This window comes from Serratia sp. HNCC26DJ244 (assembly GCF_057180565.1).
In genome coordinates this window covers 33,108-54,578 of record NZ_JBXUGO010000010.1, presented here as the reverse complement: position 1 = coordinate 54,578, position 21,471 = coordinate 33,108, and the positions used below count along the sequence as shown (strand labels likewise).

The window sequence follows — 21,471 nt, the reverse complement described above, 5'->3', positions numbered from 1 at the left end:
CCAGTCTCAGTATAGGAGGGGATGATTTTGGTCTGGCTGGGGTCAGCAGCATCATCGCCCCTTCTCTCTGAGTCCGGGGCACAGGTTAAGAGCTGAATGAATCGCTCTGCCTGATATATTCGATCTCGTTGATTGACCAATAGGCAGCCCCCAACGGTGTTTGTACCGTGGCGGTATCCCCCACCTCTTTTTTCAGTAATGCGCGCGCCATGGGTGAGTCGATAGAGATGTAATCTTTGCGACCAAAAATTTCGTCATAACCCACGATGCGGAAGCGTTTAATATCGCCATCATCATTTTCAATCTCGACCCAAGCGCCAAAAAACACCTTGCCTTCCTGCTGTGGCGAGTAATCGACAATTTTCAGTTGTTCAAGGCATTTGGTGAGATAACGTACCCGGCGATCGATTTCTCGTAACCGTTTTTTATTGTACTGATAATCAGCATTTTCACTTCGGTCACCCAAACTGGCCGCCCAGGTGACTTTTTTGGTGACTTCCGGGCGTTCTTCGCGCCAAAGATAATCCAGTTCCTGCTTTAACTTGTTGTAACCCTCGCGGGTGATCAGCAATGTTTTCATCAAAACGTCCATCCAGGCACCGGCTAATCGGCATTAATGACTAGAATTCTCGCATAAAGTAGTAATCATGTGATACCCCAGTTTCTTCAAGCGGTGAGACGATGGTAGTTACCTGAATAAATTGGGATCAATAATGGGGGTATAGTATTTCTCCAGTCGGCGGTGTTAAATCAGAAAACGGTGTTTGGTCAACCCTATCGGTTACCATGCAGGCATCAAGAATGGAGCGAATTGATGCATTTACCAACGAAAGGATAAGCTTTGTAACAATTTCGGCTAGAATAGATCTCAGTAATTGCTATCAGTAATGATGGTTTTTTTTAACAATATGGGATTGTTGCCAAAAGAGACATCGTGCAACTTCAACAGCGTATAGTTGTCAGTATATTGGCGTCATATCGATGTATAAGTGCGGAGCACAGCCTATAATCCGGCAATTCAGCCTTTGGGAGTGAGACAATGCAAGAGAACCATAAAATTCTGGTGGTCGATGATGACATGCGCTTGCGTTCGCTATTAGAGCGTTATTTAACTGAGCAGGGTTTTCAGGTTCGTAGCGTAGCCAATGCGGAACAAATGGATCGTTTGATGACGCGTGAGTCTTTTCATCTGATGGTTCTGGACCTGATGCTTCCTGGGGAAGATGGCTTGTCTATTTGCCGTCGCCTGCGGAGCCAGAGCAACCCGATGCCGATCATTATGGTGACCGCTAAAGGTGAAGAGGTTGATCGTATTGTCGGTCTGGAAATTGGCGCAGATGACTATATCCCGAAACCCTTCAATCCGCGTGAATTGCTGGCGCGTATCCGTGCGGTGTTGCGTCGTAAGGGCAATGAATTACCTGGGGCGCCGTCTCAGGAAGAAGCGGTGATTGCCTTCGGTAAATTCAAACTGAATCTTGGTACGCGCGAAATGTTTCGTGAGGATCAGCCTATGCCATTGACCAGCGGTGAATTTGCGGTACTCAAGGCGTTGGTGATCCACCCTCGTGAACCGCTGTCACGTGATAAATTGATGAACCTTGCCCGAGGTCGCGAATACAGTGCGATGGAGCGTTCGATTGATGTGCAGATTTCGCGCCTGCGCCGTATGGTAGAACTAGACCCGGCACATCCACGCTATATCCAGACCGTGTGGGGGCTTGGCTACGTTTTTGTGCCGGATGGCAGTAAGCCATGAGGCGATTGCCTTTTTCTCCACGCAGTTCGTTTGCCCGCACGTTGTTATTGATCGTCACCTTGCTGTTTGTCAGCTTGGTGACGACCTATCTGGTGGTGCTTAATTTCGCGATCCTGCCCAGTCTGCAGCAGTTTAATAAAGTGTTGGCTTATGAAGTCCGTATGCTGATGACTGACCGTCTGCAACTGGAGGATGGCACATTACTGGAAGTGCCACCGGCTTTCCGGCGCGAAATCTATCGCGAGTTGGGTATTTCGCTGTATACCGATGCGGCGGCACAGGAGAGTGGGTTGCGTTGGGCGCAACATTACCAATTCCTGAGTCAGCAGATGGCACAACAGTTGGGTGGGCCGACGGATGTGCGTGTCGAGGTCAACAAAAATTCACCGGTAGTTTGGCTGAAAACCTGGTTGCAACCGGATATTTGGGTGCGTGTTCCGTTAACTGAAATCCATCAAGGGGATTTCTCACCCTTATTCCGCTACACCTTGGCTATCATGTTATTGGCGATAGGCGGGGCATGGTTATTTATCCGTATTCAGAACCGCCCTCTGGTGGAACTTGAACACGCGGCTTTACAGGTGGGGAAAGGTATTATTCCCCCACCGTTGCGTGAATATGGTGCCTCTGAAGTTCGTTCAGTGACGCGAGCGTTCAATCAGATGGCTTCTGGAGTGAAGCAACTCGCCGATGATCGTACCTTGTTGATGGCGGGGGTGAGCCATGATCTGCGTACCCCATTGACGCGTATCCGCCTGGCAACGGAAATGATGAGTGTCGAAGATGGTTATCTGGCGGAGTCGATCAATAAAGATATCGAAGAGTGTAATGCGATTATCGAACAGTTTATTGATTACTTGCGTACCGGTCAGGAAATGCAGACAGAAGTTTGTGACTTGAATTGCATTCTGGGCGAAGTTGTCGCGGTAGAAAGTGGCTATGAGCGGATCATTGAAACGGATATCTTGCCGGATGAACTGAGGGTAAATGTGCATCCGTTATCGATTAAACGAGCGGTAGTCAATATGGTGGTCAACGCCACGCGTTATGGTAACGGCTGGATCAGAGTCAGTAGTGGGCGAGAGTTACAACGTGGTTGGTTCCAGGTTGAGGATGACGGCCCAGGCATTAAGCCAGAAGAGTTGCCGCATTTGTTACAGCCTTTTGTGCGTGGCGATAGTGCGCGCAGCACCAGTGGCACAGGGTTGGGGTTGGCGATCGTTCAGCGGATTATTGATGCCCATGCGGGTGAGTTGGAGATCGGCGCCAGTGAGCGTGGAGGCTTGCGTATCCGTGCATATATTCCCTTGCTGATAGACAAAAAAGAAGCCACCCAAGGGCTTTCATCAGTGAGAGAGAACGTCTAAACACAGCGTTCTGCTGTATTCTCGGCAAAAACATCCTCAAGTTGATTAAAGTGGCAGGGCAACCATTGCCCTGCCAGTGGGGATTACAGTTTCGGACCAGCACTGACCAGTGCCGCCCCAGCAGGTGTATCCGTGTATTTATCGAAGTTGGTCATAAAGCGGTTGGCTAGATCGTGCGCTTTCTCTTCCCATTGCTCTATGCTGGCATAGGTCGCACGAGGGTCGAGAATAGCCGGATCAACACCCGGTAAGCTTATTGGCATCGCCAAATCGAAAATTGGCAGCGTGATGGTTTCAGCTTTATCGATCTCACCATTGAGGATGGCATCAATAATACCGCGGGTATCCTTGATAGAGATACGTTTACCGGAACCATTCCAGCCAGTATTGACCAGATAGGCCTGAGCACCCGCCGCTTGCATACGTTTAACTAACACTTCTGCGTATTGTGTTGGGTGCAAAGAGAGGAATGCCGCACCGAAACAAGCAGAGAAGGTCGGGGTAGGCTCGGTGACGCCACGTTCGGTACCGGCCAGTTTAGCGGTGAAACCGGACAGGAAGTGATACTGCGTCTGGTCAGCCGTGAGACGGGATACTGGAGGGAGTACACCGAAGGCATCCGCAGTCAGAAATATCACTTTTGTCGCATGACCCGCTTTTGACACCGGTTTGACAATGTTATCGATGTGATAGATAGGGTAAGAAACACGGGTGTTTTCTGTTTTCGAACCATCGTTGAAATCCACGGTACCGTCAGCCAGCACGGTGACGTTTTCCAAGAGCGCATCGCGTTTGATGGCATGATAGATATCGGGTTCAGCTTCGGCGGACAGCTTGATGGTTTTGGCGTAACAGCCACCTTCGAAGTTGAACACACCATCATTGTCCCAACCATGTTCATCGTCGCCGATTAATTGACGTTTCGGATCGGTGGACAAGGTGGTTTTGCCGGTACCAGACAGACCGAAGAAGATGGCGACATCGCCTTTCTCACCCACGTTGGCGGAGCAGTGCATGGAGGCGATGCCTTTTAGTGGCAGCAGGTAGTTCATGATTGAGAACATCCCTTTCTTCATTTCACCGCCGTACCAGGTACCCCCGATCAACTGCATACGCTCAGTCAGGTTGAATGCGACAAAGTTTTCCGAATTCATTCCCTGTTGCTGCCAGTTTGGATTAGTGCATTTGGCGCCATTCATCACCACAAAGTCAGGAACAAAATCTTGCAGTTCTTCTTCGCTTGGGCGGATAAACATGTTTTTCACGAAGTGTGCCTGCCAGGCGACTTCGGTGATAAAACGCACCTTCAGACGGGTGTCCTCGTTGGCACCACAAAAGGTATCCACCACAAATAGACGCTTGCCAGAGAGTTGCTCTGTGACCAATTTTTTCAGATCTGCCCAGACTTCAGGGCTGAGGGGTTTATTATCGTTTTTGCCTTTACCTTGGTCGGCCCACCAGACGGTATTGCGGGTGGTATCGTCACGGACGATGTATTTATCTTTGGGCGAACGACCTGTAAAGATGCCGGTATCAACGGCAACGGCACCCAGTGTGGTGACGACACCGCGCTCAAACCCCTCAAGTGATGGGTCAGTTTCTTCCTTAAACAGCAATTCATAACTCGGATTGTGAACGATTTCACCAGCATTATGGATCCCATAAGCGGCAAGATCATGGTGGGTTAATTCTTTAACTCGCATGTCACTGCTCCTTGATCACAGAATTTCTGCGGCTAATTGTAAGCATTCAGACCAGAGTAACAGCGATAGGTATCAAATATTTAACATAATGAAAATTTATAGTTACATTATGAGATGTAGAGCACGGAAAAAAGCAATCATGTAAACGGTGGGACCTGGCGGGTATCACGACCACCCGCCAGGGAGTGAGACTATTTTAGTGTAACTGTGGCTGATTATCGGTACTACCCGCATGGCAACCGGCAATATCTAACGCATCAAACACGTAATGGCTACCACAGTAGTCGCAATGCATATCAATGTTACCATCCTGTTGTAACATAGTGGCGACTTCTTCCTCTGGCAGGGTCATCAACGCATCGATACAGCGTTGGCGTGAACAGGTACAACGGAAGATAACGTCCTGTGGTTCATACAATGTCACCTCTTCCTGATGGTATAGACGATACAGCACCTCGTTCGCCGGCAGAGTGAAGAGTTCTTCACTTTTAATGGTGGCGGTGAGCTGTACCAGATGATCAAATTCATCCGGGTTCCTTTCTTCCGCAGGTAAGACTTGTAATAGCATGCCGCTGGCGGCTGGTTTCCCCTCGGCTTCACCGGTGCGGATAAACAGGCGGGTTGGCAATTGCTCAGATTGGCGGAAATATCCTTCCAGGCACTCAGCCAGGGTTGCGCCTTCCAGGCCGACGATGCCCTGATAACGTTCCCCCTCCGAAGGGCTTATAGTGATCACCATAATGCCGTTACCCAGCATCTGCTGCAGGGAACTTTCCGCAGCAATATCCCCTTCAATACGGGCGACACCACGCATCTCCTGGCGGTTGTTGCCGTTGATCACTGCCAGCTTTAACGGGCCGTCACCTTGTAACTGGACCGTAATATCCCCTTCGAACTTCAGTGTGGCCGTGAGCAGGCTGGTAGCAACCAGTAATTCACCGAGCAGTGCTTGTACCGGTGCTGGGTAATCATGGTTGGCTAAAATGTGTTGATAGGTTTCGCTGACAGTAACCAGCTCACCGCGCACTGCGTAGTCTTCGAACAGATAACGGTGCAATTGGTCATGATTTGACATGGTATTCTCTCATTATGGTGAAGATGTTATTCGTGTTCACCAAACTTAAATTTAATTAAATCACGTCGTTCCTTCTTGTCTGGACGACGGTCCGGGTGTGGCATCGTTAGCGCATTCATCTTACGCGCCAATGCCACTTTTTCGCGGTTGGTGATGCTGGCCGGTGTTTCTTGATACATCAGTTGCGCCTCGCTAGCCATCCGCCGCTGGCTGCTGACTGCCAGGACAATCACGGTACGCTCTTCGTTACCTTGGCGTAGCTTGATTTCGGCATTAACTTCGACAACTTTGCTCGGCTTGCTACGTTGCCCGTTATAGTGCACCTTTCCGCCATCGACCATTTCACGAGCCAGTGCCCGGGTTTTATAAAAACGGGCTGCCCATAGCCATTTATCGAGGCGAACGGCATCATCATCCGATACAGTTTTGGCTTTCATGGTTCTCTCCGTTCCAACGCTGGGATCAACTGGCGGTAATCGCTCATCGACGGGTAACGCTGGAAAGTTTGACTCGCCATACTGGAATCCGGGTTTTGTACACCAAGACAGTAACGGATACCGAATGCTTGGGCGGCATCCAGAATGGTTTCACTATCATCCACAAACAGTGTACGTTGCGGATCAAAGCCGATTTGCTGTTGCACAGCCTGCCACAAACGTTGATCTTCTTTTGGATAACCAAATGTATGGGTGGAAAGTAATAAATCAAGGTGTTGGTCCAAACCGGTGTGTTCCACCTTCACTGACAGGCTGTGCGGATGGGCATTAGTCAGCAGGATAGTACGATGCCCCGCAGCACGTAATGCACGTAAAAAGGGTTCGCTATCTTCACGTAAACGCGCACGATTCCCCACTGCACGGGTCATTTGGTAGATATCGAGATTGAGCCGTTCACTCCAGTAATCAAAGCAGTACCATTGCATGGTGTGTTGTACGGCAAGATATTCTTTATGGATGATTTTACGTGCATCATCAAAGGATATGGCTCGTTGTGCACTTAACGCTTGCGGCACCAGAGTAAGCCAGAAATGGCTATCGAATTCCAAATCCAGCAAGGTGCCGTCCATATCCAGCACCACGGTCTCAATATCGCACCAGTCAAATTCAGGCACCATGTCACAACTCCATAGGTAGGTCACGCATAGGCAGGTCACGGATGGCCCAACGATAATGGGTATATGACAGTAGCGTAGCATAATCAGATAGTAGAGCGGAGGCTACTTGTCCGGATCTATTGAGCTAGCAATGCATTTTGGTTTGAAGCAACTTTCATAATAACGTTGGATATCCGTCAAGCGGTGTTTACTTTTACACCAGCGTTGTAACCATCGCCATGAGTTGTAGCCAAAAATCATCACCAGTGTCAGCAACAGCAAGCTGGTAGCCAGGTATCGCCACTGAGTGACTTTATCGGGTTCACTGTGCAATTCAATATGACGGGTACCATTGGCATCAATAAAGATATTGGTGATCACTCCCTGAGCTTGGAACTGTGTATTCAATAACAGATTGCTGAGGCGCTGTAATCCGTACCATTGGTCGAGTATAGGAGGGTCATTGAACGTTTGAGGTGGGGGCGGATGGTCAACCAACGACTTCCCCTCATCGCTGGAAATTAAAAAGCCACCTGCGGGTATTTTGCTAAGCAATTGGGATGCCTGACGTGTTTCACGAGTAATAAAGGCCAAGGTAACCGCCTTGGTGAGGTTTTCCAGTGCATCGGCGCTGATTGGCCGCAACAGGACGTTAACCCCTTTCAGGTTACCTGACTTGGCATTTTTCACCAGACTGCCCCAGTTTTTTGTATTACCCAGATTAACCAAGGCCTTTTTTAACCGCGTACATACGGTTTCTGCTCCACACAAATCTTGCGTTTTTAAGATGATATCCGAAAAATCCGCCAGAAGAATCATACCGGACTTATCGATTGCATTGATCAGTCTTGGGTCAATATTTGGTTTGGTACCGTTTGAATGCAGTTGTTGATTGATGGCGCCCAGCAGCGCGATGGCTTTATTAGCTACCGCGGATTCAGGCTGTACTGGTGTGACGGTATTATTCCAATAGATCTCTGAACAATCGAAAGGTGCAAAATCCGGGGTCTTGATGCTACGGGGATCAAGAGGCGCGTAGCACCTTCCATTACCCTTTACTTTCAATATATTACCAATTGATAGAGGTGTTTTTTCCAGTCGTTGGACATCAGTGACTTCGATGTTCTGTGAGCCTTGCAACCATGCTCTAGTTAACTTTGCTGGCAGACTGAGTGGAATGTAGGTCAGTAGTAATAACAGTATCACCAGCGAACTGGTGGCCAGCACGGCATTCTTGCCCCATTGTTGTAAAGGAAATTTTTTTACTTCGTCATGTAGAGAAAGATAGCGCCCCTGGCGGACTACCTGCCGGTTGAGCTTTATATCCACATGGGTGATTTTGCCCAGGTCTTCCATCAGGTAAGGTTGCCAGTGCGGCGGGTAGATCAAATCGATCATCCCCAGAGAGATATTATTGGTTTGCTCCTGGTTGGATTCGCCGAACAATCCCCAGCACTTAAGTGTGCCGCGTAGGCAGTGTATCTCTTGCTGTTTGCTTGCATCGGGGCGTCGCAACAGATTCCATCCCCCCCAAGTGAGTATCAGTATGGCAATAAAAACCATCCAGGGGGTGGCGGCTATGGGGCTAATCAGACTGAAGAACAACAGGAGTAGAGCCGTGGAGATGATAACGGCTTCTTTTATGCCATTGGGATGGTTAATGGCGTGTTCTTCAGGGGTTTCCTGACGAATATTCACTAACTCAATATATTCGTTCTCGTGCTGGTGAATGTGGGCATTTTGGGATGATGTGGCAGCCATCACCGTAACGGCGGAGGCATCATTAATATCACTAAGTAACGAATGACCGTTAAGTGAAATAACGAGAAGTAGTGTCTGTGTTTTGATTAACTCAACACGGTTGTCAGTACTAATGTAGGAGTCCCAAAACGCTGGCAAGTGGATCTCTTCGGCATTCAGGTAGTAGCGCCAATTATTGGGTTCATCGCTTGCCAGGCCATAGCGAGTGATAGCATGAGTGATAGCATAGACGGTGTTACTCTGTGCATTCAGGGCCAACTTGTTGGCCGATAGGGGCGCAGAACCAGACGATGACGTATTATCTAATGCGTTGTATTTATTGAGATAATATTCAATGGCTCGCCGCTCTTCCGTGCTCAGTTTCCGGCGTTCGGGTTTCCTCGATAACTGTAAACCCGCCAGGGATGATCGATTACGGCGTTTCAAATAGCAATAAAAGGCAGTAGCAATCAGGCAACCTGATACCAAGGCGAATATCAACACTATTGTGCCCATGTTATAACCATCATCATTTTTCAAGCCGCAGTGTTATCGGTTGCACTCGTTTGTTACTGATTTGCGTGATCATAACAAACCTTATATAGGTGTTATATCGTCTTTATCCTAATTTTTTTATCGGTTTTAATGAATTTATATAGAAAGGATAGGCTATTGGCTACATTTGTTAAAAAAAATTGAGTTACTATTCAGGCTGGTTGCAGCAGGGGTTCGAATTAACGCACAATGTCCGCAGGGTGGTATTTGCCCCCAAGGTTAGGCAAGTTGCGGGGGGAGGGTCACTATTTGTTGAGTATTTTTGGTCCGGTGTGATAGGCACACCATTATTATTCTGGATCCTGGTTTTTCGCTTGGCGGCTCTGATGATCGCTAAGGTTATGTCAGTTGCAGGTGTGTTGGTTGCGTATGCTTACCCGAACAAAATACCATCGGGATGGATATCGTGGACCATCTATAACCCAAGTTCAATGAAGTTGCAGGTAGGCGGCAAGCGAGTGGGACCCTAGGAGCATAGATAATTATGTGACTAGGGCGAACGAGCGTAGTCAACAACCCTGCAGCGTCATTAGTGACGGGTATATCTGTAAATTGCATCAACCCAGGGATAGTCAGGGAGACGGTGGTTAACCTATTTGAGGTAATTATGGATAAACACCTGCAAAAACCTAAAATTCTGAAAGTAGAAACGGTCGCCCGTTCACGGTTATTTAATGTTGAATCGGTGGATCTGGAATTCAGTAACGGTGTCCGGCGGGTCTATGAGCGTATGAGGCCTTCGGAACGTGAAGCGGTGATGATAGTGCCGGTAATTGGGGATGACTTGTTATTGATCCGTGAGTACGCCGTGGGAACTGAGTCCTATGAGTTGGGTTTTCCTAAAGGATTGATCGATCCTGGCGAAGGGGTGTTGGAAGCGGCTAATCGTGAGTTGATGGAAGAGGTTGGTTTTGGTGCTGGTCGTTTTGACTTCCTTGGCAAGCTGACCATGGCCCCATCCTATTTTTCCAGTCAGATGAATATTGTTTTGGCACATGAGCTTTATCCGCAAAGCCTGGAAGGGGATGAGCCCGAGCCGTTACCTCAGGTACGTTGGCCTATCGCCAACATGATGGACTTATTGTCGGAAGTGGACTTTCGTGAAGCGCGTAATGTCAGTGCACTTTTCCTGGCGGAGTTGTTCCTGCGTGATGCCCGCCAAAGTGGGGGGCATCGGCGTTGATAAATGGCCAGATTGCTCTGGCCATTTTTAGGTAGATGAATAATAAATAACGCTGTTTTTAGAACAGCTCCTGGCTTTCCCCCCCAGGCTCGGTGAGCGTCATTCCTGCATCAGGCACTGAGAATTCTGTTGGTTGAGTACCATCGATAAAGTATTCCGCGCGACTATTCGCTCCGCCATTGGACAGTTTTCCAGTGCTCCTATCAATGGATACACTGACCACCCCCGGCGGTGGCACGACCTTCTGTTCAGGAATATCCTCTAAGGCGACTTTCATAAAGTCATCCCAGGCAGGTTGTGCACTCTTCGCACCCCCTTCACCACCTGCAATCTGATCGTCAATTGCGCCAGACGCCGTTGAGCGTCCTAAGTCACGGCGATGATCATCAAATCCGATCCAGACTGACGTCACCGTATTGGGGCCGTAGCCAGAGAACCAAGCGTCTTTTGAACTGTTAGTGGTACCGGTTTTCCCCCCAATATCATGGCGTTTGAGGTCGCGGCCTGCCCGCCAGCCCGTCCCCATCCAACCGGGTTCACCGAAGATATTGCTATTAAGTGCATCGCGGATCAGAAACGACAGCGGTGTGCTGATCACATGAGGTGCATATTGCTGATCATTATCCTGCTGTATTTGTGCAGGGGTAACCTGTTCAAGCTGTGGCATGGGCACATTGGCATTACTGCCTTCTTGTGAAACCGCTACGCTCTCCACATTATCGTCAGAAAGTATGGCTGGACGACGAGTGTCACCATAGATCACCGGCAGGTTGCAGCTTTGGCACACTATCTTCGGTTTGGCTTCAAACACCGCTTTGCCCGTATCGTCCTCAATTTTGGTAATAAAGTAGGGGTCAACCAGATAACCACCGTTTGACAATACGGCATATCCACGAGCCACCTGGATGGGGGTAAATGAAGCGGAACCCAGCGCTAACGATTCTGAATGAACGATATTCTCAGCCGGGAAACCGAAACGTTGTAGATATTCAGCTGCGTAATCTACCCCCATGGCGCGCATGGCGCGGACCATAACCACGTTCTTAGACTGACCTAGACCTTGGCGTAGACGAATGGGGCCATCATAGGTAGGTGGTGAGTTTTTAGGACGCCAGTCAGTACCTGCACCTGCATCCCAGCGTGTAATGGGCACATCGTTAAGGATGGTGGCCAGTGTCAGTCCTTTGTCCATCGCGGCGGTATACAGGAATGGCTTAATGTTGGAACCCACCTGACGCATAGCCTGGGTGGCTCGGTTGAACTTGCTTTGGTTGAAATCGAAACCACCCACCAATGCTTTGACCGCACCATTGTCAGGATCGATAGAAACCAGGGCTGAATTGACGTCCGGTACCTGTGCCAGCCACCAGCTATCATTGACCTTACGTACCCAGACTTGTTGGCCAGCCTGAACCACGTCGGTGACGCGTTTCGGTATTGGGCCTTGCTGCGTATCGCTTTTAAATGGGCGAGCCCAGCGCATGCCGGACAGCGGTAACTCGATACTGCTGCTGTCAGCCAAGATAGCGGTAGCTTGCTCAGCATTTGCCAAGGTAATGACGGCGGGTACCAGCGAGCCGTAAGTCGGCAGGTTTTTAAGCGACTCGACAATCTGTTTCTGGTCCCAAGCAGTTTCACCCACCTTCCATAACACGTTTGATGGGCCACGATAACCATGGCGCATATCATAATTCAATACGTTGTTGCGTAAAGCTTCCTGGGCTGCCAACTGTAATTTTTTAGTAACGGTGGTGTAGACCTTGTAGCCATCGGTATAGGCGTTTTCACCGTAACGATTGAGCATCTCCTGGCGCACCATTTCGGCAAGATAAGGTGCCGAGAAATTGATCTCGGGTGCATGGTAATTGGCAACTAACTCTTCGCTACGGGCCTGATCGTACTGTGCTTGAGTGATGTAGCCCTCGTCCAGCATACGTGATAGCACCACGTTACGGCGTGCAACGGCACGATCATGAGAGTAGAGCGGGTTAAACGTTGAAGGGGCTTTCGGCAACCCGGCGATAGTGGCCATCTCACTGAGCGTCAGCTCATTGACATCTTTACCAAAATAGACGTAAGCGGCAGCACCTATCCCATAAGCACGGTAACCGAGATAGATTTTATTCAGATACAGCTCAAGGATTTCATCCTTGTTCATCATCTGTTCAATACGAATCGCCAGGAAGACTTCCTTGATTTTTCGCATCAACGTGCGTTCTGGGCTCAAGAAGAAGTTTCTTGCCAGCTGTTGAGTGATGGTACTGGCGCCCTGTGAGGCGTGACCAGAAGCCACCGCCACCGAGGCAGCACGAAAAATGCCTATTGGATCTACACCATGGTGGTCATAGAAACGGCTGTCCTCAGTGGCGATAAAAGCGTGCACCATCAGCGGTGGGATTTGTTCCAGCGTGAGAGGAATACGGCGTTTTTCACCGAACTGAGCGATCAATTCGCCATCGGCACTGTAAACCTGCATTGGCGTTTGCAGCCGTACATCTTTCAGCGTCGCGACATCTGGTAGTTGTGGCTCGACATATTTGTACAAGCCAAAAATCGAGGCTGCTCCCAATAAGATGCAACATACAGCAAGGATTAGAAAATACTTTACGAACTTCACCTGAGATTTCCCATTTCATGTCAGTTGGGCAGTTTATAAACAGTCGGGCAGTAGTATAAAGGCAAGCCTGCAACATGGATATGTTCTTTTGTTATCTAACGATACGGAGGTGGCTGAAAATATGTTTTCGCAAGGGTGGCAAGTGGGGCTGGATATACAAGGTCACAGTATCCGAGCATTGGCAGCACAACGCCGCCGTAACGGCTGGCAACTGCGGCACTGGTGGCAACAACGGCTTCCACAGCCGATATTGCGAGAGAGCCAGATAGAAACTTCTGACCTGTTAGTGTCCTGGCTGAAGCAGTGGCGTATTCGTTTACCAAGACATATTTCGTTACGTATTGCCTTACCTGCTCAGCGGGTTTTACAGCAAACCTTACCACTACCGGATAACCGTCTACGAGAGCCGATACGTCATGATTATATTATCAGCCAGGGGATGAAACAGTTTCCGTTAGCCAGCCAGACGTTGGCGATAGATTATCGTCAGGCACAACCCAACACCCATCAATTGCTGCTTACAGCGGCGCGTCAGCAAGAGCTTGAACAGTGGTTGCGCTGCTTGCAACTGGCTGACTTACAACCGCAGGTTATCGATATCGCTCCCAGTGCTTTGTCACAGATGGCTGAGTTTGCTGGCCTGGACCCGCAAGCAGGTCTGTTGCACCGCTTGGAACAGGAGTGGCTGTGGGTGGCACCGCGGACGGTACCTTTTGCCTACGGCACGCTTTCTTGTCAGGAAGCCCAGAGTGCCAGGCAGGCACTGGCGATGATACACCGGGAGTGTCCGGTATTAGAGGCTAAAGAGGTGTATTACAGCACGGTACTGGATGAGCCCTTACCGGAAGCGGTGATGCCCTGGTCACCCTTTACGGCATTCAGCCAGTTGCATCCACCGTTACCTACGTTACCTTCGGCATTCGTGCTGGCGTGCGGTTTGGCCCTTCGCCATGAGGATAATTGATGTATCAAGTTAATCTTTTACCCTGGCGGATCCATCGGTTGCGGCAACGTTATCGCTTCTGGTTATCTTGTTTCTGCCTGCAACTGCTGGTGATACTGGTTTTGCTTGCCTTGATATACGGGTCACTCAGTTATCAACAATTGCAGCAACATCGTGTTCTGCAAGAAAAGGCACAGCAATATGCCATCCTTGAGGGGCAGATCCAGCAAAAGCAACAAATCATCGCCGAATTGGCACGTCTGGCGGCAGTGCAAGAGCGTCATCAGCAGAATGAGGCCCATAATCGCCGCTATCTTTTATTGCTACAGCAACTCTCTCGAACGTTACCCGAAGCGTTATGGCTCACTGAACTTGAAGATAATGCAAAAGGGATTTCGTTGCATGGGCAGGGTGGGCATTATGCCGCCATAGCCTTGCTTGAACAGCGTTTATCAGTCTTGCCTTGGTTGCGGAGTAGTCATTTGACTGACGTGATACAGGGTAAAGATGGGGTATTGGCTTTCATCCTGACAGCATTTTGGCGGCAAGATGAATAACCCGATACCAGATTGGCTGATACCTTGGTTAAATCGACCTGGTTGGCAGATATTGAGCCTGCAATGGTCGGGGTTGGCTGGCCTGGTGCTGTTAACCTGCATAGGGCTGCTGGCTGACCAGTGGCAACGGTATCAACAGCTAGATCAACAGCGGCAACAGCTTGAATTACAGATTGCGGAGCATCAGAAACAATGGGATCGGTTACCCGCGCTGGAAGAACTTGAACTGCGCTTGCAGCAGGCTGCGGAACAACCTGATCCGCAAAAAGAGAGAGATATTGCTGGTTTACTCCAGCAAGTGGGTGGGGAGCTGTTGCGCTGGCAGCAACAAGATAAGCCACCACAGCAAAAGGTGACTGTACAGGTGAAATTTGACGGTTTGCTGCATTTTTTGGCGGGAATATCGTCAACTCAGCGGATTGGGCAGATCAGGATCGAGCGGCAACCCACAGGGTTGATGACCCAATTGACGTTACTTGTCTCTGATGGGGCGGGTGATAACTCTCCACAGAGTGATGCTAATTGCCAGGATTCTGGCTGCGTCAGCTCACCTGAATCACTGATTTTTGCCAATTCATCGGGGTTTGCTCCGTTGCCTTCCGTCTTGAGCACAGATGAACGTGATCCTTTCCAACCCCCTCAGGCTGTTCCCTGCATCCGCCCAATCACTTCCCCAGAAAACTGGCAACTGAAAGGCAGTATTGGCACCGAGGATTTGCGTTACGGCTGGGTGGTGACCCCACAGGGGCAATGGTTAGGCCTGTTACCCCAGCAACGCTTACTGGATGGGTATTGGCAAGTGGCGCAGGTTCATCCCCGTAAAGTTGAATTGGCTATGCCAGAAATAGACAGCGCCTGTTCTCCGCAGGTGGGTAACCTGGTACTGGCATTAGAGGAAAAACGCTAAGGAACGAGTCATGAAAGGATACAACGGGTTGTTAGCCTTGTTACTGGTACTGCCGATGATGGTGTCAGGGGCGGTGCAGAAAGAAAAACCGGTGTCGCTGGTGTTTCACGATACGCCAATTAGCTTGATTTTACAGGCGCTGGCGGAATATCAGCATTTGAATCTCGTGGTGGGTGAAGGCGTTAAAGGTAACTTAACGTTGCGGTTGGAGGAGGTGCCTTGGCAACAGGCACTGGCGGTCGTGTTGCGCATGGGGCATTTGGCGATGTCTATTGAGGGGAATGTGATGATGATTCTCCCCGAGCCCGATGAACAGGAGCAGCAGCGCCGACAGCAGCTTTTGACTCAACAGTTACCGCTGCAAAATTTGACCCTAGCACTGCACAATGCTGAAGCGAGTGACATCGCTCTCAGCTTGGACAATGCCCGCAGCAAGCTATTGACTGAGCGTGGTAGTGTGATCGTCGACAAACGCACTAATTCGTTGTTGTTGCGAGATACCGCAAGCGCACTTGCTCAAATAAAATCCTGGGTGAGGGAGATGGATGCCCCTTTGCAGCAAGTACAACTGTCGGCGTATATCGTCACTATTAGCAGCGAAAACCTGCGTGAGCTTGGCGTGCGCTGGGGGTTGGCTGCAGAAGAACGGCCTGCGAAAGCCATGCGGATAGGTAATTTCAATGTGAGCTTGCCAGTAGAAAATAGCGTGGTGACGGCCGGCTTTCACTTGGCACGTATCAGTGGGCGTATTCTGGATCTGGAGTTATCCGCGCTGGAACAAGAGAATGAGGTAGAGATTATTGCCAGTCCACGTCTGCTCACCGCCCATCAGCAAACTGCCAGTATCAAACAGGGTACGGAGATCCCATACGAAGTGTCGAGCGGTGCCAGTGGTGCGACATCCATAGAGTTCAAGGAAGCGGTACTGGGTATGGAAGTAACGCCCAAAATCCTGCCCAATGGCCGAATCACCCTGACATTGCAGATTAGTCAGAATGTGCCAGGGCGTTCGATAAAACAGGGGGCAGGAGAGGCACTCGCCATTGATAAGCAGGAAATTAAAACTCAGGTGACCGTGAAAAATGGTGAAACCATTGTGTTGGGGGGGATATTCCAACGGCAGAACACCCAAGGTGTTGATAAAGTACCCGGTGTGGGGGATGTCCCTCTATTGGGTGCGTTGTTCAAACAGCAAATCAAACAGCATAAAAGACGTGAGTTGGTCATTTTCATCACACCTACGTTGATCAAGCTTTAGGTGGTTTCCTTTAATTAGCCCTAGTGCCATTGTATACGTCACGGTGGTGACACTGGTCATCTATCTTTCTACTTTACGATGGGGGTTGTTTATTTTTGGGGAAGGTTAATCCACTTTTTTAGATGTTCCCGAGTCAGTAATCGAGTAGCCGCTGATTTCAATAGAGATTGTTTAGCATCTGACCGACTGAACAACCTTCAAAGTGGACGGATAAATACACTTTTTTATCACCTTGTAGGCATCTGGGTTTGACGCTGCCGCCGATTTAGCTTACAAGGGTTACCGAATTGAGTACCGAGTTTTTTATTAATGCTATACCTGCCGTCTTTCAGGCTGCTATGTTGTTGGCTTCACGTACTTATCCTGGTGATTTACTTTAGTAAGTTCCCAGCGGTGGCTACGTTTGCTCTCTGGCTGCAACTTGAAACCCATAAGGTATAAGACGCCGTTAAAAACCTATGGTTTCCCTCCCGCGGCGTGGATAGCGATTTATTCGGTTGCCAAACTACCAGGAGTGTTGAGATAATTTTCCACCTGATCTCGCATTATCGCTCATGAGGTTTCAGTTTAGGTCCCGTTGCTGATTTGATTGGCGGGGCGGGTTATCATTAACGAATTGTCTTAGTAATATCGAAAAACATGGCAGAGAAACGCAATATCTTTCTGGTTGGGCCTATGGGTGCCGGCAAAAGCACTATTGGTCGTCAGTTAGCTCAGCAACTCAATATGGAGTTTTTCGACTCTGATCAAGAAATAGAGCGACGTACCGGTGCCGATGTGGGCTGGGTGTTCGACGTGGAAGGGGAAGAGGGATTCCGTGATCGTGAAGAAAAAGTCATTAATGAACTGACGGAAAAACAAGGGATTGTGCTGGCTACTGGTGGGGGCTCGGTTAAGTCGCGTGAAACGCGTAACCGCTTGTCGGCGCGTGGTGTAGTGGTCTATTTGGAAACCACCATTGAAAAGCAGTTGGCTCGGACCCAACGCGACAAAAAGCGCCCATTATTACAGGTTGACACCCCTCCACGTGAAGTCTTGGAGGAGTTGGCTAAAGAGCGCAATCCGTTGTATGAAGAAATTGCAGATGTCACCATCCGCACTGACGACCAAAGCGCTAAAGTAGTGGCTAACCAGATAATCAATATGCTGGAAAGTAATTGATATACTGATCATACTTTGAATTGTATGATTATTGACAGTGTCTGTTGGCGCTTGTCATTTCGTTTATCTATGCGCCTGGGAAATGATGAACTTTCACCCTGCGGATTAGCGCAAGCGGCGATTCAAATCGGTTGCTAACAGATTTGTTTCGGCCTTGTCGGTAATAGGCAACGCGAATTGTTCAAGATATCGTGATTTTCGTATTGGCCGCAGGTTGCTGGTTAAGGCGAGGATTCTTTTAGTGTTCCCCGCCTGGGCGAGGATCAATTACACCGAGAACTGAACTCGAATATGGAGAGAGTGATCGTAACGCTTGGGGAGCGTAGCTACCCGATTACCATTGCTACCGGATTGTTTAACGATCCGGTTTCTTTTATGCCGTTGAAGGCTGGTGAGCAGGTTATGCTGGTCACTAACCAGACTCTGGCACCGCTGTATCTGGAGCGTATCCGTAAGACGCTTGAGCAGGGGGGCATCGTGGTGGATCAGGTGATACTGCCTGATGGTGAACAGTATAAATCCCTCGCCACTCTGGAACAGGTTTTTTCGGCACTGCTGGAAAAGCCCCATGGGCGTGATACCACGCTGGTGGCTTTGGGTGGCGGCGTGATTGGTGATCTGACTGGCTTCGCCGCTGCCTGCTATCAACGTGGTGTCCGTTTTATCCAGGTTCCAACCACATTACTCTCGCAGGTGGACTCCTCCGTTGGCGGTAAAACAGCCGTCAATCATCCGCTCGGTAAAAACATGATTGGCGCGTTTTACCAACCGGCCTCGGTCGTGGTGGATCTTGATTGCTTATATACTTTACCGCCAAGAGAGCTCTCCTCTGGCCTGGCAGAAGTGATCAAATACGGCATTATTCTTGACCGTGATTTCTTTATTTGGCTGGAAAATAATATTGATAATCTGATGGCGCTTGATAGGAGTGCATTGGCTTATTGTATCCGGCGTTGTTGTGAACTGAAGGCCCAAGTGGTCGCTGCCGATGAGCGAGAGAGTGGTTCACGGGCGTTGCTTAATCTGGGACATACCTACGGTCATGCCATCGAGGCGGAAATGGGCTATGGGGTATGGCTGCACGGTGAAGCGGTGGCGGCAGGTATGGTGATGGCAGCGCAAACCGCTCGTCGTTTGGGGCAATTTTCTAGTGATGATATCGACCGGATTAAAGGGCTGTTATCACGTGCCGGTTTGCCGGTTTGCGGTCCGCAAGAGATGGCTCCTGAAGCTTATTTGCCACATATGATGCGTGACAAGAAAGTCTTGGGCGGGGTGCTGCGTTTAGTATTACCAACGGCAATGGGTCAAGCGGAAGTGCGTGGTGGTGTCCCCCATGACGTAGTATTGGCGTCAATAGCCGATTGTCTGCCACCCTCACAGCAATCAGCGAGCCACGCTTAAGCTTGAAATATGAGGGGAATACTCGTCATACTTTGATGGGGATGTGGTGTTGGCTGTCCGCATTTATTTTAGCTTGGTATTGGTGGTGCTGAGTGTTTGTCAGCCGGCAATACCGCTGCAGTTTGATTGATAACGGGTATTTAATGAGTAAGGTGTGGTAGATACCCCCTTGCCATCATTGGGTTAATAGTCTCGAACCATACCGTATCTTGGGTGGTGAGCTTTTGCCTCTAGTTGGAGGGTTTCAGATGGAAGAGTTTAAAACGGAAGACGATCTCAGGCCTGATGCCAGTGACCGCCGCCCTTTGCGAACACGACGCCCAGCGACTGCGCCGCGCTTTGCTATTTCACGTCAACATATGATGATTGGTATTGGTATTGTGGTGCTTTTACTGCTGATAGCTATGATTGGCTCAGCCATGAAGTCACCAACCAAACCAGAAACAGCACAATCAGGGGGGGCTCGAGACATCAATTTGTCAGGGACCTCATCGTTGACGACGAACAACAGCGGTGTTGCTGGAGGGACAACCGATTCCCATGATAACAATGGTGTTGGTCAAACTCAGCCGCAGACTATCAACATTCCTCCTATATCCAGTACGCCAACCGAAGCACCACCATTACCAGCGCCTGGTGGGGCTCAGCAGCGCGTTGACTTGCCAGGTGATATGTCCACCGTGCTGTCATCACAACAGGGCCTGGTGGATGCGGCAGTTCAAGATATCAATACACCCGTTGCAGGTTTGCCAACGGCACCGGCAACCGTGATGAGTGGTTCGACTCCACGTGAAACAGCGCGGACTAAACCGCTGACAACGGCGAAGCCAGAAACGTCAACCACCAAACCAGGAACAGCGGCGAAACCTGCGGCAAACGCTACCACCGTGTATATCCCTCCGGCAGTCAGTAACAGGAGTGCGGTGAGCAGTGGTAGTACGGGGTCGCTTAAGAGTGCTCCAGGTAGCCATTACACGCTGCAATTGAGCGGGGCTTCGCGTTCTGACACATTGAATGCCTTTGCCAAGCAACAGAATCTACAACATTTTACGGTGTATGAAACCAAACGTGATGGTAAGCCGTGGTATGTGTTGGTGGCGGGTAACTATGCTTCTTCAGAAGAGGCGAAACGTGCAATTGCTACTTTACCAGCGGAGGTTCAGGCCAAGAAGCCTTGGGCTCGCCCCGTCAGTCAAGTGCAGCAAGAGCTAAAAAAATAAACTGTTAACTTTGTGCGCTGATGTGCTGTTTGAAACAAGGTACAATCCGCCGCTCTTAATTGTATAAGTAGCTAACTGACGGCATGAAGAAAAACCGCGCTTTTTTAAAATGGGCTGGTGGAAAATACCCTCTGATCGGTGAGATCCGTCGTCATCTGCCTGAGGGCGACTGCCTAATCGAACCCTTTGTGGGCGCGGGTTCAGTCTTCCTGAATACCGAGTATGACCGCTATATCCTTGCTGATATCAATAGCGATCTCATCAATTTGTATAAAATCGTTAAATCGCGCACGGATGATTTCGTGCGTGATTCCCGTGTTCTTTTCACTGGCGAATTCAATCATTCAGAGCAGTTTTATCTGCTGCGTGCTGAGTTCAATGTCAGTACTGATGCTTATCGGCGTGCTTTACTCTTCCTGTATCTGAATCGCCACTGTTATAACGGTTTATGCCGTTTTAATTTACGGGGTGAGTTTAATGTTCCGTTTGGACGGTACAAAAAACCTTATTTTCCGGAACAAGAGTTGTATTGGTTTGCTGAAAAATCGCGTAATGCGACGTTTGTCTGTGAGCACTATCGAGATACCATGCTAAAAGCAACGCCGGGTGCGGTGATTTATTGCGATCCACCTTATGCCCCGTTGTCAGTGACGGCAAATTTTACTGCTTATCATACCAACAGCTTTAGTCTTGCCGACCAACAAGGGTTAGCACAAATTGCACGCCAACTCTCGGTAAAAAATCAGGTGCCTGTCTTGATTTCAAATCATGATACTGAATTGACTCGTGACTGGTACCAGCATGCTGAGCTGCACGTGGTTGAGGCCCCCCGCACTATTAGTCGGAATATTCTTGGCCGCAGTAAAGTGAACGAACTTCTGGCACTGTTTAAATAAGCTGAATAACTCAGCCCCCATGTTTGGAGATGA

At 49.4% G+C, this 21,471-nt stretch carries 18 protein-coding genes; 11 read left to right on the top strand and 7 right to left on the bottom strand.

Going from position 1 to position 21,471, the window contains the following annotated elements:
* Positions 1 to 85: 85 nt before the first annotated feature.
* Positions 86 to 580: a transcription elongation factor GreB gene (gene greB, locus AC2A06_RS10220; RefSeq protein ID WP_473196565.1), complete on the bottom strand. Its 495-nt coding sequence runs from the start codon at positions 578 to 580 to the stop codon at positions 86 to 88.
* Between the two features lie 459 nt (positions 581 to 1,039).
* Here greB and ompR point away from each other — a divergent pair, with 459 nt between their 5' ends.
* Together ompR and envZ are read left to right on the top strand one after the other, a co-directional pair.
* Positions 1,040 to 1,759: an osmolarity response regulator transcription factor OmpR gene (gene ompR / locus AC2A06_RS10215; RefSeq protein WP_023490569.1), complete on the top strand. Its 720-nt coding sequence runs from the start codon at positions 1,040 to 1,042 to the stop codon at positions 1,757 to 1,759.
* Positions 1,756 to 3,126 (top strand): two-component system sensor histidine kinase EnvZ, encoded by a 1,371-nt coding sequence (gene envZ, locus AC2A06_RS10210; protein WP_484380187.1) that lies wholly within the window; start codon positions 1,756 to 1,758, stop codon positions 3,124 to 3,126. Before ompR ends, envZ begins: the two co-directional genes overlap by 4 nt.
* 83 nt (positions 3,127 to 3,209) lie before the next feature.
* Here envZ and pckA read toward each other — a convergent pair whose 3' ends face one another.
* From pckA to AC2A06_RS10185, 5 genes are all read right to left on the bottom strand, one after another.
* The gene (pckA, locus tag AC2A06_RS10205) at positions 3,210 to 4,829 is read right to left on the bottom strand and encodes a phosphoenolpyruvate carboxykinase (ATP) (RefSeq protein WP_484380186.1); all 1,620 of its coding nucleotides are present in this window, start codon (positions 4,827 to 4,829) and stop codon (positions 3,210 to 3,212) included.
* Between the two features lie 196 nt (positions 4,830 to 5,025).
* On the bottom strand, positions 5,026 to 5,904 hold the full coding sequence (hslO, locus tag AC2A06_RS10200) for an Hsp33 family molecular chaperone HslO (RefSeq protein ID WP_484380185.1): 879 nt from the start codon (positions 5,902 to 5,904) through the stop codon (positions 5,026 to 5,028).
* A 26-nt stretch (positions 5,905 to 5,930) separates the two neighbouring features.
* A complete protein-coding gene (gene hslR, locus AC2A06_RS10195; RefSeq protein WP_023490573.1) occupies positions 5,931 to 6,341 on the bottom strand; it encodes a ribosome-associated heat shock protein Hsp15 in 411 nt (136 codons plus the stop codon).
* Positions 6,338 to 7,018 carry a GMP/IMP nucleotidase gene (yrfG, locus tag AC2A06_RS10190; protein ID WP_484380184.1) on the bottom strand — a complete coding sequence of 227 codons (681 nt, stop codon included), beginning with the start codon at positions 7,016 to 7,018 and terminating at the stop codon, positions 6,338 to 6,340. Before yrfG ends, hslR begins: the two co-directional genes overlap by 4 nt.
* A 102-nt stretch (positions 7,019 to 7,120) precedes the next feature.
* Positions 7,121 to 9,253, bottom strand: a complete 2,133-nt coding sequence (locus AC2A06_RS10185) for an IgaA/UmoB family intracellular growth attenuator (protein WP_484380183.1) — start codon at positions 9,251 to 9,253, stop codon at positions 7,121 to 7,123.
* Between the two features lie 646 nt (positions 9,254 to 9,899).
* On the opposite strand from AC2A06_RS10185, the gene nudE reads away from it, so the two are divergent.
* Positions 9,900 to 10,475 carry an ADP compounds hydrolase NudE gene (gene nudE, locus AC2A06_RS10180; protein WP_023489039.1) on the top strand — a complete coding sequence of 192 codons (576 nt, stop codon included), beginning with the start codon at positions 9,900 to 9,902 and terminating at the stop codon, positions 10,473 to 10,475.
* A 58-nt stretch (positions 10,476 to 10,533) separates the two neighbouring features.
* Here nudE and mrcA read toward each other — a convergent pair whose 3' ends face one another.
* Positions 10,534 to 13,092 (bottom strand): peptidoglycan glycosyltransferase/peptidoglycan DD-transpeptidase MrcA, encoded by a 2,559-nt coding sequence (gene mrcA, locus AC2A06_RS10175; protein ID WP_484380182.1) that lies wholly within the window; start codon positions 13,090 to 13,092, stop codon positions 10,534 to 10,536.
* A gap of 121 nt (positions 13,093 to 13,213) precedes the next feature.
* Here mrcA and pilM point away from each other — a divergent pair, with 121 nt between their 5' ends.
* From pilM to dam, 8 genes are all read left to right on the top strand, one after another.
* Positions 13,214 to 14,056, top strand: coding sequence for a type IV pilus biogenesis protein PilM (gene pilM / locus AC2A06_RS10170; protein WP_484380230.1), 843 nt, complete (start codon positions 13,214 to 13,216; stop codon positions 14,054 to 14,056).
* Complete coding sequence (locus AC2A06_RS10165; RefSeq protein ID WP_484380181.1) at positions 14,056 to 14,592, top strand: PilN domain-containing protein; 537 nt, start codon at positions 14,056 to 14,058, stop codon at positions 14,590 to 14,592. Before pilM ends, AC2A06_RS10165 begins: the two co-directional genes overlap by 1 nt.
* Complete coding sequence (locus tag AC2A06_RS10160) at positions 14,585 to 15,499, top strand: hypothetical protein (RefSeq protein WP_473196574.1); 915 nt, start codon at positions 14,585 to 14,587, stop codon at positions 15,497 to 15,499. Before AC2A06_RS10165 ends, AC2A06_RS10160 begins: the two co-directional genes overlap by 8 nt.
* Positions 15,500 to 15,509: 10 nt before the next feature.
* Positions 15,510 to 16,757 carry a DNA uptake porin HofQ gene (gene hofQ / locus AC2A06_RS10155; protein ID WP_484380180.1) on the top strand — a complete coding sequence of 416 codons (1,248 nt, stop codon included), beginning with the start codon at positions 15,510 to 15,512 and terminating at the stop codon, positions 16,755 to 16,757.
* Positions 16,758 to 17,396: 639 nt separating this feature from the next.
* Complete coding sequence (gene aroK, locus AC2A06_RS10150) at positions 17,397 to 17,918, top strand: shikimate kinase AroK (protein WP_023489045.1); 522 nt, start codon at positions 17,397 to 17,399, stop codon at positions 17,916 to 17,918.
* 291 nt (positions 17,919 to 18,209) lie between these two features.
* Complete coding sequence (gene aroB, locus AC2A06_RS10145) at positions 18,210 to 19,322, top strand: 3-dehydroquinate synthase (RefSeq protein ID WP_484380179.1); 1,113 nt, start codon at positions 18,210 to 18,212, stop codon at positions 19,320 to 19,322.
* 248 nt (positions 19,323 to 19,570) lie between these two features.
* On the top strand, positions 19,571 to 20,542 hold the full coding sequence (locus AC2A06_RS10140; RefSeq protein WP_484380178.1) for an SPOR domain-containing protein: 972 nt from the start codon (positions 19,571 to 19,573) through the stop codon (positions 20,540 to 20,542).
* Between the two features lie 83 nt (positions 20,543 to 20,625).
* The gene (gene dam, locus AC2A06_RS10135) at positions 20,626 to 21,438 is read left to right on the top strand and encodes an adenine-specific DNA-methyltransferase (RefSeq protein ID WP_484380176.1); all 813 of its coding nucleotides are present in this window, start codon (positions 20,626 to 20,628) and stop codon (positions 21,436 to 21,438) included.
* The last annotated feature ends 33 nt before the right edge of the window (positions 21,439 to 21,471 follow it).

Bases quoted from the DNA above. Each gene is read 5' to 3' on its own strand.
- greB (WP_473196565.1), bottom strand. From the start codon at position 580: ATGAAAACATTGCTGATCACCCGCGAGGGTTACAACAAGTTAAAGCAG.
- ompR (WP_023490569.1), top strand. From the start codon at position 1,040: ATGCAAGAGAACCATAAAATTCTGGTGGTCGATGATGACATGCGCTTG.
- envZ (WP_484380187.1), top strand. From the start codon at position 1,756: ATGAGGCGATTGCCTTTTTCTCCACGCAGTTCGTTTGCCCGCACGTTG.
- pckA (WP_484380186.1), bottom strand. From the start codon at position 4,829: ATGCGAGTTAAAGAATTAACCCACCATGATCTTGCCGCTTATGGGATC.
- hslO (WP_484380185.1), bottom strand. From the start codon at position 5,904: ATGTCAAATCATGACCAATTGCACCGTTATCTGTTCGAAGACTACGCA.
- hslR (WP_023490573.1), bottom strand. From the start codon at position 6,341: ATGAAAGCCAAAACTGTATCGGATGATGATGCCGTTCGCCTCGATAAA.
- yrfG (WP_484380184.1), bottom strand. From the start codon at position 7,018: ATGGTGCCTGAATTTGACTGGTGCGATATTGAGACCGTGGTGCTGGAT.
- AC2A06_RS10185 (WP_484380183.1), bottom strand. From the start codon at position 9,253: ATGGGCACAATAGTGTTGATATTCGCCTTGGTATCAGGTTGCCTGATT.
- nudE (WP_023489039.1), top strand. From the start codon at position 9,900: ATGGATAAACACCTGCAAAAACCTAAAATTCTGAAAGTAGAAACGGTC.
- pilM (WP_484380230.1), top strand. From the start codon at position 13,214: ATGTTTTCGCAAGGGTGGCAAGTGGGGCTGGATATACAAGGTCACAGT.
- AC2A06_RS10165 (WP_484380181.1), top strand. From the start codon at position 14,056: ATGTATCAAGTTAATCTTTTACCCTGGCGGATCCATCGGTTGCGGCAA.
- AC2A06_RS10160 (WP_473196574.1), top strand. From the start codon at position 14,585: ATGAATAACCCGATACCAGATTGGCTGATACCTTGGTTAAATCGACCT.
- hofQ (WP_484380180.1), top strand. From the start codon at position 15,510: ATGAAAGGATACAACGGGTTGTTAGCCTTGTTACTGGTACTGCCGATG.
- aroK (WP_023489045.1), top strand. From the start codon at position 17,397: ATGGCAGAGAAACGCAATATCTTTCTGGTTGGGCCTATGGGTGCCGGC.
- aroB (WP_484380179.1), top strand. From the start codon at position 18,210: ATGGAGAGAGTGATCGTAACGCTTGGGGAGCGTAGCTACCCGATTACC.
- AC2A06_RS10140 (WP_484380178.1), top strand. From the start codon at position 19,571: ATGGAAGAGTTTAAAACGGAAGACGATCTCAGGCCTGATGCCAGTGAC.
- dam (WP_484380176.1), top strand. From the start codon at position 20,626: ATGAAGAAAAACCGCGCTTTTTTAAAATGGGCTGGTGGAAAATACCCT.